The 13,860-nt window shown below is 65.6% G+C and carries 12 protein-coding genes; 11 read left to right on the forward strand and 1 reads right to left on the reverse strand.

Annotated features, from left to right (window positions below; all coding sequences use genetic code 11):
• Nucleotides 1-6 precede the first annotated feature (6 nt).
• The 9 genes from rseP to WS45_RS21375 all read left to right on the forward strand — a co-directional run bounded on the left by rseP (nucleotide 7) and on the right by WS45_RS21375 (nucleotide 9,485).
• Entirely contained in the window at nucleotides 7-1,395 is a 1,389-nt protein-coding gene (gene rseP / locus WS45_RS21335) for an RIP metalloprotease RseP (protein WP_059701561.1), read from the forward strand.
• Between the two features lie 64 nt (nucleotides 1,396-1,459).
• On the forward strand, nucleotides 1,460-3,766 hold the full coding sequence (gene bamA / locus WS45_RS21340; protein WP_059691997.1) for an outer membrane protein assembly factor BamA: 2,307 nt from the start codon (nucleotides 1,460-1,462) through the stop codon (nucleotides 3,764-3,766).
• Between the two features lie 64 nt (nucleotides 3,767-3,830).
• Entirely contained in the window at nucleotides 3,831-4,328 is a 498-nt protein-coding gene (locus WS45_RS21345; protein ID WP_059529330.1) for an OmpH family outer membrane protein, read from the forward strand.
• A gap of 16 nt (nucleotides 4,329-4,344) precedes the next feature.
• Nucleotides 4,345-5,439: a UDP-3-O-(3-hydroxymyristoyl)glucosamine N-acyltransferase gene (gene lpxD, locus WS45_RS21350; protein ID WP_059691996.1), complete on the forward strand. Its 1,095-nt coding sequence runs from the start codon at nucleotides 4,345-4,347 to the stop codon at nucleotides 5,437-5,439.
• A 129-nt stretch (nucleotides 5,440-5,568) separates the two neighbouring features.
• Nucleotides 5,569-6,036 (forward strand): 3-hydroxyacyl-ACP dehydratase FabZ, encoded by a 468-nt coding sequence (fabZ, locus tag WS45_RS21355; RefSeq protein ID WP_006495559.1) that lies wholly within the window; start codon nucleotides 5,569-5,571, stop codon nucleotides 6,034-6,036.
• A 67-nt stretch (nucleotides 6,037-6,103) separates the two neighbouring features.
• Complete coding sequence (lpxA, locus tag WS45_RS21360; protein WP_059701563.1) at nucleotides 6,104-6,892, forward strand: acyl-ACP--UDP-N-acetylglucosamine O-acyltransferase; 789 nt, start codon at nucleotides 6,104-6,106, stop codon at nucleotides 6,890-6,892.
• A gap of 3 nt (nucleotides 6,893-6,895) precedes the next feature.
• Nucleotides 6,896-8,065, forward strand: coding sequence for a lipid-A-disaccharide synthase (lpxB, locus tag WS45_RS21365; protein ID WP_059701565.1), 1,170 nt, complete (start codon nucleotides 6,896-6,898; stop codon nucleotides 8,063-8,065).
• On the forward strand, nucleotides 8,062-8,706 hold the full coding sequence (gene rnhB / locus WS45_RS21370; RefSeq protein WP_059691995.1) for a ribonuclease HII: 645 nt from the start codon (nucleotides 8,062-8,064) through the stop codon (nucleotides 8,704-8,706). The genes lpxB and rnhB overlap by 4 nt, the downstream gene beginning before the upstream one ends.
• Complete coding sequence (locus WS45_RS21375) at nucleotides 8,703-9,485, forward strand: TrmH family RNA methyltransferase (RefSeq protein WP_059529345.1); 783 nt, start codon at nucleotides 8,703-8,705, stop codon at nucleotides 9,483-9,485. Before rnhB ends, WS45_RS21375 begins: the two co-directional genes overlap by 4 nt.
• 121 nt (nucleotides 9,486-9,606) lie before the next feature.
• Here the strand turns inward: WS45_RS21375 and ppsR are convergent, their stop codons facing one another.
• Entirely contained in the window at nucleotides 9,607-10,422 is an 816-nt protein-coding gene (ppsR, locus tag WS45_RS21380) for a posphoenolpyruvate synthetase regulatory kinase/phosphorylase PpsR (protein ID WP_059450011.1), read from the reverse strand.
• 375 nt (nucleotides 10,423-10,797) lie between these two features.
• Between ppsR and ppsA the strand changes: the two genes are divergently transcribed.
• Both ppsA and WS45_RS21390 read left to right on the forward strand, forming a co-directional pair.
• Nucleotides 10,798-13,197, forward strand: a complete 2,400-nt coding sequence (ppsA, locus tag WS45_RS21385) for a phosphoenolpyruvate synthase (protein WP_059701567.1) — start codon at nucleotides 10,798-10,800, stop codon at nucleotides 13,195-13,197.
• A 218-nt stretch (nucleotides 13,198-13,415) separates the two neighbouring features.
• The gene (locus WS45_RS21390) at nucleotides 13,416-13,850 is read left to right on the forward strand and encodes an NfeD family protein (protein WP_059691994.1); all 435 of its coding nucleotides are present in this window, start codon (nucleotides 13,416-13,418) and stop codon (nucleotides 13,848-13,850) included.
• The last annotated feature ends 10 nt before the right edge of the window (nucleotides 13,851-13,860 follow it).

Here is a 13,860-nt window from a genome sequence, read left to right on the forward strand (position 1 = left end):
GTGCTCATGAACGTGCTGGTCGAACTGATCGCGTTTGCGGTGGCGATCGGGGTGCTGGTCGTCGTGCATGAGTACGGACATTATCGCGTCGCGCGCTGGTGCGGCGTGAAGGTGCTGCGTTTCTCGATCGGTTTCGGCCAGCCCGTTGCGCGCTGGGTCAGCCGCAGGACGGGCACCGAATGGACGCTCTCGGCGTTGCCGCTCGGCGGTTACGTGAAGATGCTCGACGAGCGCGAGCCGGGGGCGGGCGTCAAGCCCGAGGAACTCGATCAGGCGTTCAACCGGCAATCGGTGTTCAAGCGCATCGCGATCGTCGCCGCCGGCCCGATCGCGAACTTCCTGTTGGCAATCGTCCTGTTTTCCGTCGTATTCGCAACCGGTGTGACCGAGCCGGCCGCGGTGCTCGCGCCGCCGGCCGCCGGCACGGTGGCGGCCCACGCGGGCTTCGACGGCGGCGAGACGATCGTGTCGATCCGCGACGCGCGCGTAGGTGACGCGCAAGGTGGCGAGGCCGTGCCGGTGCGCTCGTGGTCGGACCTGCGCTGGAAGCTGCTGTCCGCCGCGTTCGATCATCGCGAGGTCGTGCTCGGCGCGCGCGACGGCGGCGCGTCGACGTTCGACTTCCGCGTCGACCTGCGCAATGTTCCCGAAAGCCAGCTCGACGACGATTTCATGATGCACCTGGGCTTCGAGACCGGCGGCGGCACGCTGTCGGTGGCGTCGGTGCAGCCCGGCAGCGCGGCCGAGCAGGCGGGCCTGAAGGCCGGCGACAAGCTGCTGGCGCTCGACGGCAATCCGATCGGCGGCGCGTCGCGCTTCATCGACGCGGTGAAGCACCATGCGGGCAAGGCGGTCGAGCTGCAGGTCGAGCGTGGCGGTGCCGCCCGGACGGTGTCGATCGTGCCGCAAGCGCAGCGCGACGATGAAACGGGGCAGCAGATCGGCCGCATCGGCGCGGCGCTGTCGATGCACACGCCGTCGGTCGACGTGCGCTATGGGCCGATCGAGAGTCTGCGGCTCGGCGCGCACCGCACGTGGGACATCGCGGTTTACTCGCTGAAGATGTTCGGACGGATGATCACGGGCGATGCGTCGCTGAAGAATCTGTCCGGCCCGGTGACGATCGCCGACTACGCCGGCAAGAGCGCGCGGCTCGGTCCGTCGGCCTTCCTGTCGTTCCTCGCCCTTGTCAGCATTAGCCTCGGGGTGCTGAACTTGCTGCCGATTCCCGTTTTGGACGGGGGGCATCTGTTATATTATCTGGTTGAAGCCGCGACCGGGAAAGCCGTCTCGGAGCGCTGGCAGCTGATTCTGCAAAGAGCCGGGTTGATCTGCATCGTCGCGTTGTCGGCGATCGCGCTGTTCAACGACCTGGCTCGGTTAATCCATTTCTGAAGCGTCAGGCGGCGGCCAGTCGGCCGCCGCCTGATTTGATGCAGCTAAATATTGGGGATGCACGTTGTTCAAACCTCATCGCTTTGTACCTAAGACAGTTGCAGCGGCCGCGCTCGCCGCGCACGGCCTCGCGGCGCATGCAGCGGCACCGTTCGTGGTGCAAGACATCAAGATCGAGGGGTTGCAGCGCGTCGAAGCGGGTTCGGTGTTCGCCTACCTGCCGATCAAGCAGGGCGATACCTTCACCGACGACAAGGCATCCGAAGCAATCCGCGCGCTGTACGCCACGGGTTTCTTCAACGACGTGCGCATTGCCACCCAGGGCAACGTCGTGATCGTGCAGGTGCAGGAGCGTCCGGCCATCGCGTCGATCGACTTCACCGGCACGAAGGAATTCGACAAGGACAACCTGACGAAGGCGCTGCGCGCAGTGGGTCTGGCCGACGGCCGCTACTACGACAAGGCGCTCGTCGACAAGGCGGAGCAGGAGCTCAAGCGTCAGTACCTGACGCGTGGCTTCTATGCGGCCGAGGTCAAGACGACGGTCACGCCGGTCGACGCGAACCGCGTGTCGATCCTGTTCGCGGTCGCCGAAGGCCCGAGCGCGAAGATCCGCCAGATCAACTTCATCGGCAACAAGGCGTTCAGCACGAGCGCGCTGCGCGACGAGATGCAGCTGTCGACGCCGAACTGGTTCTCCTGGTACACGAAGAACGACCTGTACTCGAAGGAAAAGCTCACGGGCGACCTCGAGGCCGTGCGCTCGTACTACCTGAACCGCGGCTACCTCGAGTTCAACATCGAGTCGACCCAGGTGTCGATCTCGCCCGACAAGAAGGACATGTACCTGACGGTCACGCTGCACGAAGGCGAGCCGTACACGGTGTCGGGCATCAAGCTGTCGGGCAACCTGCTCGACCGCGAAGCCGAACTGAACAAGCTGATCAAGATCAAGCCGGGCGATCGCTTCTCGGCCGAAAAGCTGCAGCAAACGACGAAGTCGATCGTCGACAAGCTCGGCGAATACGGCTATGCGTTCGCGACCGTCAACGCGCAGCCGGACATCGACCAGGCAAACCACAAGGTGAACCTGAATCTCGTCGTCGATCCGAGCCGCCGCGTGTACGTGCGCCGCATCAACGTGGTCGGCAACACGCGTACGCGTGACGAAGTCGTGCGCCGCGAAATGCGCCAGCTCGAAAGCTCGTGGTTCGATTCGAACCGCCTCGCGCTGTCGAAGGACCGCGTGAACCGTCTCGGCTACTTCACCAACGTCGACGTGACGACGGTGCCCGTCGAAGGCACGAACGACCAGGTCGACGTGAACGTGAAGGTCGATGAAAAGCCGACCGGCGCGATCACGCTGGGCGCGGGCTTCTCGTCGACGGACAAGGTGGTGCTGTCGGCCGGCGTGTCGCAGGACAACGTGTTCGGCTCGGGCACGAGCCTGTCGGTGAACGTCAACACCGCGAAGAGCTACCGCACGCTGACCGTCACGCAGGTCGACCCGTACTTCACGGTCGACGGCATCAAGCGGATCACGGACGTCTACTACCGCACGTACCAGCCGCTCTACTATTCGACGAGCTCGAGCTTCCGGATCATCAGCGCGGGCGGCAACCTGAAGTTCGGCATTCCGTTCTCGGAAGTCGATACGGTCTACTTCGGCGCGGGCTTCGAGCAGAACCGTCTCGACGTCGACTCGAACACGCCGCAGAGCTACCAGGATTACGTGAACGAGTTCGGCCGCGTGTCGAACACGGTGCCGCTGACGGTCGCGTGGTCGCGCGACGCGCGTGACAGCGCGCTGATCCCGAGCCGCGGCTACTTCACGCAGGCGAACGTCGAATACGGCGTGCCGGTCGGCAAGATCCAGTACTACAAGGCCGACCTGCAGGCGCAGTACTACTATTCGTTCTCGCGCGGCTTCATCCTGGGCCTGAACCTGCAAGGCGGCTACGGCAACGGTATCGGCAACCCGTACCCGATCTTCAAGAACTACTACGCGGGCGGTATCGGCTCCGTGCGTGGCTACGAGCCGAGTTCGCTGGGCCCGCGCGACACGAAGACGAACGACCCGATCGGCGGTTCGAAGATGTTGGTCGGCAACATCGAGCTGACGTTCCCGCTGCCGGGTACCGGCTACGACCGCACGCTGCGCGTGTTCACGTTCCTCGACGGCGGTAACGTGTGGGGCAACGCGCCGGGCGGCACGAGTACCGGCGCGAACGGCCTGCGTTACGGCTACGGTGTGGGTCTCGCGTGGATCTCGCCGATCGGCCCGCTGAAGCTGAGCCTCGGCTTCCCGCTGCAGAAGCATGAAGGCGACCAGTACCAGAAATTCCAGTTCCAGATCGGGACGGCGTTCTGATCGAACGCATGACAACAGCAACGAGAGGGTAATTTTGCTAACCGGTAAGTTTTCGAAACGAGTGATGTGTGCGCTGACCGTTGCGCTGGCCTTGGGCGCGGCGACGGCACATGCTCAGGACGTCGCCCGCATCGCGGCGGTCAATTCGGATCGGATCCTGCGCGAGTCCGCGCCCGCCAAGGCGGCGCAGACGAAGCTCGAAGCCGAGTTCGCGAAGCGCGACAAGGATCTGCAGGACCTCGCCGCGCGTCTGAAGTCGATGTCCGATTCGCTGGACAAGAACGGCCCGTCGCTGTCGGCGGCCGATCGCGCACAGAAGCAGCGCGATCTCGCGCAGCTCGATACCGACTTCCAGCGCAAGCAGCGCGAGTTTCGCGAGGACCTGAACCAGCGCCGCAACGAGGAGCTCGCGGCGGTGCTGGAGCGTGCGAACAAGGTCATCAAGCAGATCGCCGAGCAGCAGAATTACGACCTGATCGTGCAGGAAGCCGTGTACGTCAGCCCGCGCATCGACATCACCGACAAGGTGCTCAAGGCGCTCGCGTCCGGCTCGACGAACTGAACGGAGCAGACGACGAATGGCATTGACGCTTGAGGCACTCGTAAAGCGGTTCGGCGGCGAGATCGTCGGCGACGCCCAGTGCAAGGTGGGCGGCCTCGCGCCGCTCGACCAGGCAGGCCCTCAGCAACTCGCGTTTCTCGCGAATCCGAAGTACCTGTCGCAGGTCGAGACGACCCGCGCCGGCGCGGTGCTGATCGCGCCGAAGGATCTCGAAAAGCTGGGCGCGGCCGCTGATGGCCGGACGGCCGGCTCCCGCAATTTCATCGTGACGCCGAATCCGTACGCGTACTTCGCGCGCGTCGCGCAGATGTTCATCGATCTCGCCACGCCGCCGCGCGCGGCCGGCGTGCATCCGAGCGCGACGATCGATCCGGCCGCGCAGGTTGCCGCGAGCGCGGTGATCGGTCCGCACGTGACGATCGAGGCCGGCGCGGTGATCGAGGACGGCGTGCAGCTCGACGCGAACGTGTTCGTGGGGCGCGGCACGACGATCGGCGCGGGTTCGCACCTGTATCCGAACGCATCGGTGTACCACGGCTGCAAGATCGGCCCGCGCGCGATCATTCATTCGGGTGCCGTGATCGGTTCCGACGGGTTCGGCTTCGCGCCGGATTTCGTCGGCGACGGCGAGGCGCGCACCGGCAGCTGGGTCAAGATCCCGCAGGTCGGCGGCGTGTCGGTCGGCCCGGACGTCGAGATCGGCGCGAACACGACGATCGATCGCGGCGCGATGGCGGACACCGTCATCGAGGAATGCGTGAAGATCGACAACCAGGTGCAGATCGCCCACAACTGCCGGATCGGCGCGTACACGGTGATCGCCGGCAAGGCGGGCATCGCGGGCAGCACGACGATCGGCCGCCACTGCATGATCGGCGGTGCGGCCGGGATCGCCGGCCACGTGACGCTTGGCGACTATGTCATCATCACCGCGAATTCGGGCGTGTCGAAGTCGCTGCCGAAGGCAGGCATCTACACGAGCGCGTTCCCGGCCGTCGACCACGGCGAATGGAACAAGAGCGCCGCGCTCGTGCGCAACCTCGACAAGTTGCGCGACCGCATCAAGGCGCTCGAAACCGCGCTGGCCGCCCAGGGCGGCACGGACGCCTGACCGCACCATGCGAGACCACGAACCGGGCACCGCCAGCGCATCCGGCCCGGTTTGCCAGACTGGGCCGCGCGGCGGCCCGCTTCAGCCTTTGCATCACCACCGCGCAGCTTCTGCGTGAGACGAACCATCATGAGCACTGAAAAAATCAATCTCGACATCCACAAGATCCTCACGCTGCTGCCGCATCGCTACCCGATTCTGCTCGTCGATCGCGTGCTCGAACTCGAGCCGCACAAGGGAATCAAAGCGCTGAAGAACGTGTCGATCAACGAGCCGTTCTTCCAGGGGCACTTCCCGAAGCGGCCGGTGATGCCGGGTGTGCTGATCCTCGAGGCGCTCGCTCAGGCGGCCGCGCTGCTGACGTTCGCGGAAGAGCAGCCGAAGGATCCGGAGAACACGCTGTACTACTTCGTCGGCATCGACGGCGCACGCTTCAAGCGTGTGGTCGAACCGGGCGACCAGCTGATTCTGAACGTGACGTTCGAACGCTACATCCGCGGCATCTGGAAGTTCAAGGCGGTGGCGGAAGTGGACGGCAAGGTGGCGGCGGAAGCCGAATTGATGTGCACGGTCAAGACGGCCGACGCGGCGCCCTGAGCGACGCGGCACGCATGGGTAACATAACGCGAGCAACGCGACACATCACATCGAGAGGCAACGGCGCATGACCAGGATTCATCCTACCGCGATCGTCGAACCGGGTGCGCAGATCGACGAGTCCGTCGAGATCGGGCCGTACGCGATCGTCGGGCCGCACGTCACGATCGGCGCGCGTACGACGATCGGTTCGCACAGCGTGATCGAAGGTCACACGACGCTCGGCGAGGACAACCGCATCGGCCATTACGCGTCGGTCGGCGGCCGTCCGCAGGACATGAAGTACAAGGACGAGCCGACGAAGCTCGTGATCGGCAACCGCAACACGATCCGCGAATTCACGACGATCCACACCGGCACCGTGCAGGACGTCGGCGTGACGACGCTCGGTGACGACAACTGGATCATGGCCTATGTGCACATCGGTCATGATTGCCGCGTCGGCAACAACGTGATCCTGTCGAGCAACGCGCAGATGGCCGGTCACGTCGAAATCGGCGACTGGGCGATCGTCGGCGGGATGTCGGGCGTGCACCAGTTCGTGCGCATCGGTGCGCACTCGATGCTGGGCGGCGCCTCGGCGCTCGTGCAGGACGTGCCGCCGTTCGTGATCGCGGCCGGCAACAAGGCCGAACCGCACGGCATCAACGTCGAAGGCCTGCGCCGGCGCGGTTTCTCGCCCGACGCGATCTCGGCGCTGCGCAGCGCGTACCGCCTGCTGTACAAGAACGGCCTGTCGCTCGAGGAAGCGAAGGTGCAGTTGCGCGAATTGGCGGCCGCGGGCGGCGAAGGCGACGCAGCTGTTGGCGCGCTCGTCGCGTTCATCGACGCGTCCCAACGCGGCATCATCCGCTAAGCGATGTCGCTCCCGACCAATCAGCTCCGGCTCGCGATGGTGGCCGGCGAGCCGTCGGGCGATCTGCTCGCGGCGTCGCTGCTCGGCGGGCTTCAAGCGCGGCTGCCCGCGTCGACCCGCTACTACGGGATCGGCGGGCAGCGGATGCTCGCGCACGGCTTCGACTCGCACTGGCAGATGGACAAGCTGACGGTGCGCGGCTACGTCGAGGCGCTGGGCCAGATTCCCGAAATCCTTCGGATTCGCGGCGAACTGAAGCGCCAGCTGCTCGCGGAGCGGCCCGACGCATTCATCGGCGTCGACGCGCCCGATTTCAACTTCAACGTGGAGCAGGCCGCGCGCGACGCGGGCATCCCGTCGATCCACTTCGTGTGCCCGTCGATCTGGGCATGGCGCGGGGGGCGGATCAAGAAGATCGCGAAGTCCGTCGACCACATGCTGTGCCTGTTCCCGTTCGAACCGGCGATCCTCGACAAGGCGGGCGTCGCGTCGACGTATGTCGGCCACCCGCTGGCCGACGAGATTCCGCTCGAGCCCGACACGCACGGCGCGCGCATCGCGCTGGGTTTGCCCGCGGACGGCCCCGTGATCGCGGTGCTGCCGGGCAGCCGGCGCTCGGAGATCGGACTGATCGGCCCGACGTTCTTCGCGGCGATGGCGCTGATGCAGCAGCGCGAGCCCGGCGTGAGGTTCGTGATGCCGGCGGCGACGCCTGCACTGCGCGAACTGCTGCAGGCGCTCGTCGACGCGCATCCGCAGCTTGCGCTGACGATCACCGACGGCCGCTCGCAGGTCGCGATGACGGCCGCCGACGCGATCCTCGTGAAGAGCGGCACCGTCACGCTGGAAGCCGCGCTGTTGAAGAAGCCGATGGTGATCTCGTACAAGGTGCCCTGGCTGACGGGGCAGATCATGCGCCGGCAGGGCTACCTGCCGTACGTCGGCTTGCCGAACATCCTGGCGGGGCGCTTCGTCGTGCCCGAGCTGCTGCAGCATTTCGCGACGCCCGAGGCGCTCGCCGATGCGACGCTCACGCAGCTGCGCGACGATGCGAACCGTCGCACGCTGACCGAAGTGTTTACCGAAATGCATCTCTCGCTGCGGCAGAACACGGCCGCGAAAGCGGCCGAAGCGGTCGTGCGCGTACTCGAGCAACGCAAGGGACGAGCATGACGGCCGCCCGTGCACCACGCCGCCGCGCGTCGACCGACGTGCAGGGCGGCTTCGACTTCAGCCGGCCCGACGAGATCGTCTGCGGCGTCGACGAAGCGGGCCGCGGCCCGCTCGCGGGGCCGGTGGTCGCCGCCGCGGTGATCCTCGATCCCGCGCAGCCGATCGACGGGCTCGACGATTCGAAGGCGTTGTCCGCGAAGAAGCGCGACGCGCTGTACGAGCTGATCGTCGCGCGCTCGCGCGCGTATTGCGTCGCTTCGGCGAGCGTCGACGAGATCGATACGCTCAACATCCTGCACGCAACGATGCTCGCGATGAAGCGGGCCGTCGAAGGCCTGTCGGTGCTGCCGACGCTCGCACAGATCGACGGCAACCGCTGTCCGACGCTGACGGTGCGTGCCGAGGCGATCGTCAGCGGCGACGCGCTCGTGCCGAGCATTTCCGCCGCATCGATCCTCGCGAAGGTCACGCGCGATCGCATGCTCGTCGACCTGCACGAACGCTTCCCGGTATATGGCTTCAACGTGCATGCGGGCTACGGCACCGAGAAACATCTTGCCGCGCTGCGCGAGCATGGCCCGTGCGAAGCCCATCGGCGCTCGTTCGCGCCGGTGCGTGCGGCACTTGACCTGATTCGATGAAAAGCATTACTTCCCGCGACAACCCGCTGTACAAGCGCCTGAAGGCGCTCGCGGGTTCGACGTCCCAGCAGCGGCGGGGCGGCCAGGCGCTGCTCGAGGGTTTCCACCTCGCCAGCGCGTATCTCGATACGGGCGCGACACCCGAGCTGTGCGTCGCGACCGAAGGCGCGCTCGCGCACGACGAAGCGCAGGCGATCATCGCGCGCGTCGACGCGCAGCGGGTCGTCACGCTGCCCGACGCATTGTTCGGGCAACTGTCGAACGTGGTCAGCGGCGTCGGTTTCCTGTTGCTCGTCGACCGGCCCGCGCAGCCGCTGCCGGAGCGCGTCACGCACACGTCTGTCGTGCTCGACGGCGTGCAGGACGCCGGCAACGTCGGTTCGATCTTGCGCAGCGCGGCGGCCGCCGGCGTGCGGCACGTATTCTGTGCGCCGGGCACGGCCTATGCGTGGTCGTCGAAGGTGCTGCGTTCGGCGATGGGCGCGCATTTCCTGCTGTCGATCCACGAGGACGTCGAGCCGGACGCGCTCGCCGCGCGTCTCGACGTGCCGGTCGCGCTGACCGATTCGCACGGCGCACGGGCAGTCTACGACTGCGACCTGGCCGGGCCCGTCGCATGGGTGTTCGGCAACGAGGGCGCCGGCGTGTCGGCGTTCTGGCGCGACGCGGCCACGCATCGCGTGACGATCCCGCAGCCGGGCGGCATGGAGTCGCTGAACGTCGCGGCGGCGGCGGCGGTGTGCCTGTTCGAGCAGGTGCGGCAGCAGCGGCGCGCGTGACATGACGACGTGACGCACGGCGTTGTCCGCGCGCGTATCCCGACCATGAAAAAAAGGCCGCGTTCGACGCGGCCTTTCTGCTTCTGGCGGCGGCCTGGCGGCCGCGCCGGCGGGCAAGTCGTCAGTACGACTGCCGGTCGAGACGGATTTCCTGCAGGATCGTCGTCGCGATCTCCTCGATCGACTTGTGTGTCGACGACAGCCACTTGATCCCTTCGCGACGCATCATCGCCTCGGCCTCGTTGATCTCGTAGCGGCAGTTCTCCGGCGCCGCGTACTTGCTGCCCGGGCGGCGCTCGTTGCGAATCTCCGACAGGCGTTGCGGGTCGATCGACAGGCCGAACAGCTTGTCGCGATGCGGCGACAGCGCCGACGGCAGCTTGCCGCGCTCGAAGTCTTCCGGAATCAGCGGATAGTTGGCTGCCTTCACGCCGTACTGCATCGCGAGATACAGGCTCGTCGGTGTCTTGCCGCTGCGCGACACGCCGACCAGGATCACGTCGGCCTCCGACAGGTTGCGGTTCGACTGGCCGTCGTCGTGCGCGAGCGAGAAGTTGATCGCCTCGATCCGCGTCTTGTATTCCTCGGTGTCGGCGTTCTGGTGGCCGCGACCCATCGCGTGGCTCGACTTCAGCTCCAGTTCCTGCTCGAGCGGCTCGACGAAGCGCTGGAACATGTCCAGCACGAGCGCGTTCGAGCGCTTGACGATGTCGTTCGACTCGCTGTCGACGAGCGTCGTGAACACGATCGCGCGGCGACCGTCGTGCACCGCGGCTTCGTTGATCTTCTCGACGGTCGCAAAGGCCTTGTCGAGCGAGTCGACGAACGGCAAGCGCACGAGGCGGAATTTCTGGTCGAACTGGGAGAGGATCGAGTGCGCGAAGGTTTCGGCAGTAATCCCGGTGCCGTCGGAGACGATGAAAACGGTAGGCAGCATGAATCTGGGCGTCGAACGTGAAGGGCGGTTGCGCGGGCGGCTGGAGGTTCGCCTCCAGACGCAGTGACAAGGTCGCGCCACATCCGGCAGCCGGCACGGTAGAATAGCGGCAACCTGTTGGATAAGCAATTGCGGGGCAGGGTGCGAACGGCACCCCGGGCTTGCCGCGATCGATCTAAAACTCCCGGCAAGTTCGGCGATTCGTCTGACTATATCGCCCTTCTGCCGGGATTTTTGCAAATCGGGTCGGAAGATTTTCCGCCGCTGCGATTGTTTCTCCAACAGGTTGCGCAAGACGCGCCGCGCCTTTTTGCAAGCGCCCGCGTCCGAGCCCACTTGCGCAATCGAGCATTTTTTTCACACTTAGGGGCTTGTATGACTAACGCAGCAAACGTCGCAAAGGACCAGGCGTATGTAATCCCGTTCGAGCAGTTGCGGATGACCGATGTGGAGATCGTGGGCGGCAAGAATGCGTCGCTCGGCGAGATGATCAGCCAGCTTTCCGAAGCAGGCGTTCGCGTACCCACCGGTTTCGCCACGACCGCGCTCGCATTCCGTGATTTCCTCAAGCACAGCGATCTGACCGATCGCATCGCCAAGCGTCTCGAGTCGCTCGACATCGACGACGTGAAGGCGCTCGCCGAAGCCGGTGCCGAAATCCGCAAGTGGATCGTCGATGCGCCGCTGCAGGCACGTCTCGAGCAGGAAATCCGCGCACAGTTCGAAATCCTGAAGAACGGCTCGCCGGGCGAGCTGTCGTTCGCCGTGCGTTCGTCCGCGACCGCGGAAGACCTGCCCGACGCGTCGTTCGCCGGCCAGCAGGAGTCGTACCTGAACGTCGTCGGCATCGACGACGTGCTCGACCGCATGAAGCACGTGTTCGCGTCGCTGTACAACGACCGCGCGATCTCGTACCGCGTGCACAAGGGCTTCACGCACGCGGAAGTCGCGCTGTCGGCCGGCGTGCAGCGCATGGTCCGCTCGGACGTCGGCGCGGCCGGCGTGATGTTCACGATCGACACCGAATCGGGCTTCAAGGACGCCGTGTTCATCACGTCGAGCTATGGCCTGGGCGAAACCGTCGTGCAGGGCGCCGTGAACCCGGACGAGTTCTACGTGTTCAAGACGACGCTCGCGCAGGACAAGTACCCGATCATCCGCCGCTCGATCGGCTCGAAGCTGATCAAGATGGAATTCACGCAACCGGGCGAGCCGGGCCGCGTGAAGACGGTCGACGTGCCGCACGAGCAGCGCAACCGCTACTCGATCACCGACGAAGACGTGATCGAGCTGGCGAAGTACGCGGTCATCATCGAGAAGCACTACCAGCGTCCGATGGACATCGAGTGGGGCAAGGACGGCCGCGACGGCAAGATCTTCATCCTGCAGGCACGTCCGGAAACGGTGAAGAGCCAGGCGACCGGCAAGGCCGAGCAGCGCTTCAAGCTGAAGGGCCAGTCGCAGGTGCTGGCGACGGGTCGTGCGATCGGCCAGAAGATCGGCGCGGGCCCCGTGCGCGTGATCCAGGATCCGTCGGAAATGGAACGCGTGCAGCCGGGCGACGTGCTGGTGGCGGACATGACCGACCCGAACTGGGAGCCGGTGATGAAGCGTGCGGCGGCGATCGTCACGAACCGTGGCGGCCGGACCTGCCACGCGGCGATCATCGCGCGTGAGCTGGGCGTGCCGGCAGTCGTCGGCTGCGGCGACGCGACCGACATTCTGAAGGACGGCGCGCTCGTCACGGTGTCGTGCGCGGAAGGCGACGAAGGCAAGATCTACGACGGGCTGCTCGAGACGGAAGTCACGGAAGTGCAGCGCGGCGAGCTGCCGGAAATCCCGGTCAAGATCATGATGAACGTCGGCAACCCGCAGCTCGCGTTCGACTTCTCGCAACTGCCGAACGGTGGTGTTGGCCTCGCGCGTCTCGAGTTCATCATCAACAACAACATCGGCGTGCACCCGAAGGCGATCCTCGAGTACCCGAACATCGACCAGGATCTGAAGAAGGCGGTCGAGAGCGTCGCGCGCGGCCACGCGTCGCCGCGCCAGTTCTACGTCGACAAGCTGACGGAAGGCGTCGCGACGATCGCCGCGGCGTTCTATCCGAAGCCCGTGATCGTGCGTCTGTCCGACTTCAAGTCGAACGAGTACAAGAAGCTGATCGGCGGTTCGCGCTACGAGCCGGACGAGGAAAACCCGATGCTGGGCTTCCGCGGCGCGTCGCGCTACATCGCCGAAGATTTCGCGCAGGCGTTCGAGATGGAGTGCCGTGCACTGAAGCGCGTGCGCGACGAGATGGGCCTGACCAACGTCGAGATCATGGTGCCGTTCGTGCGGACCGTGAAGCAGGCGGAGCGCGTCGTCGGCCTGCTCGAGAAGTTCGGCCTGAAGCGTGGCGAGAACGGCCTGCGCCTCGTGATGATGTGTGAAGTTCCGACCAACGCGATCCTCGCCGAAGAGTTCCTCGAGCACTTCGACGGTTTCTCGATCGGTTCGAACGACCTCACGCAGCTCACGCTCGGCCTCGACCGCGACTCGGGCATGGAACTGCTGGCCGTCGACTTCGACGAACGCGACCCGGCCGTCAAGTTCCTGCTCAAGCGGGCGATCGATACCTGCCGCAAGATGGGCAAGTACGTCGGCATCTGCGGTCAGGGCCCGTCCGATCACCCGGACTTCGCGCAATGGCTGACTGACGAAGGCATCGTGTCGATCTCGCTGAACCCGGACACGATCATCGATACGTGGCAGGCGCTCGCCAACCGGAAGTAACGGTCGGTAATGGCCGTTCGGCGCAAGTGCGGTACCGCCGCGCTTGCGTTGAAGGCAAAATGCAAGGTTCGTGTTATAAACACCCCGGTAAGCACCGGGGTGTTTTTGTTTGTCGGTACGTAACGGGGTGACCCGGCCGACCCGGGCGTGCCGGTCGCGTCCGCTTGCGGCAGCGAAGAATATAGTGAGCGTACGGGACCGTTTTTCTGGAGACCACAATGATGTCGGGGCATCTGTTCTGGTGGGTCGCGGTGGGTGTGCTGGTCGTGGCCGAATTGCTCACGGGCACGTTCTACCTGCTGATGATTGCGCTCGGTTTTCTCGCGGGCGGATTGCTGCAACTGGCCGGTTTCGCGCCGCACGTGCAGTTTGGCGTGGCCGCCGTGGTCGCGATCATCGCGATGATCGTGCTGCGCCGCTCGGGGCTCGGGCGCAAGCAGAAGCGCGACACGTCGACGAATCCCGACGTCAATCTGGATATCGGCTCGACCGTCACGGTCGACGCGTGGCATGACGGCCACGCGCGCGTGCAATACCGCGGCGCCGACTGGGACGTCGAACTCGCGCACGGCGAGCGCGACGACGTGCGCGTGTATCAGGTGCGCGCCGTGCGCGGCAACTGTCTCGTGGTCGTAGCGAAACCCGCGGGCTGATCGTCCGCTG

This window comes from Burkholderia sp. RF2-non_BP3 (assembly GCF_001522185.1).
GTDB classification, from domain to species: Bacteria; Pseudomonadota; Gammaproteobacteria; order Burkholderiales; family Burkholderiaceae; genus Burkholderia; species Burkholderia diffusa.

What these genes read in the sequence shown, in the direction of transcription:
- rseP (WP_059701561.1), top strand. Translation starts at nt 7, where the DNA reads ATGAACGTGCTGGTCGAACTGATCGCGTTTGCGGTGGCGATCGGGGTG.
- WS45_RS21345 (WP_059529330.1), top strand. Translation starts at nt 3,831, where the DNA reads ATGTGTGCGCTGACCGTTGCGCTGGCCTTGGGCGCGGCGACGGCACAT.
- lpxD (WP_059691996.1), top strand. Translation starts at nt 4,345, where the DNA reads ATGGCATTGACGCTTGAGGCACTCGTAAAGCGGTTCGGCGGCGAGATC.
- fabZ (WP_006495559.1), top strand. Translation starts at nt 5,569, where the DNA reads ATGAGCACTGAAAAAATCAATCTCGACATCCACAAGATCCTCACGCTG.
- lpxA (WP_059701563.1), top strand. Translation starts at nt 6,104, where the DNA reads ATGACCAGGATTCATCCTACCGCGATCGTCGAACCGGGTGCGCAGATC.
- lpxB (WP_059701565.1), top strand. Translation starts at nt 6,896, where the DNA reads ATGTCGCTCCCGACCAATCAGCTCCGGCTCGCGATGGTGGCCGGCGAG.
- rnhB (WP_059691995.1), top strand. Translation starts at nt 8,062, where the DNA reads ATGACGGCCGCCCGTGCACCACGCCGCCGCGCGTCGACCGACGTGCAG.
- WS45_RS21375 (WP_059529345.1), top strand. Translation starts at nt 8,703, where the DNA reads ATGAAAAGCATTACTTCCCGCGACAACCCGCTGTACAAGCGCCTGAAG.
- ppsR (WP_059450011.1), bottom strand. Translation starts at nt 10,422, where the DNA reads ATGCTGCCTACCGTTTTCATCGTCTCCGACGGCACCGGGATTACTGCC.
- ppsA (WP_059701567.1), top strand. Translation starts at nt 10,798, where the DNA reads ATGACTAACGCAGCAAACGTCGCAAAGGACCAGGCGTATGTAATCCCG.
- WS45_RS21390 (WP_059691994.1), top strand. Translation starts at nt 13,416, where the DNA reads ATGATGTCGGGGCATCTGTTCTGGTGGGTCGCGGTGGGTGTGCTGGTC.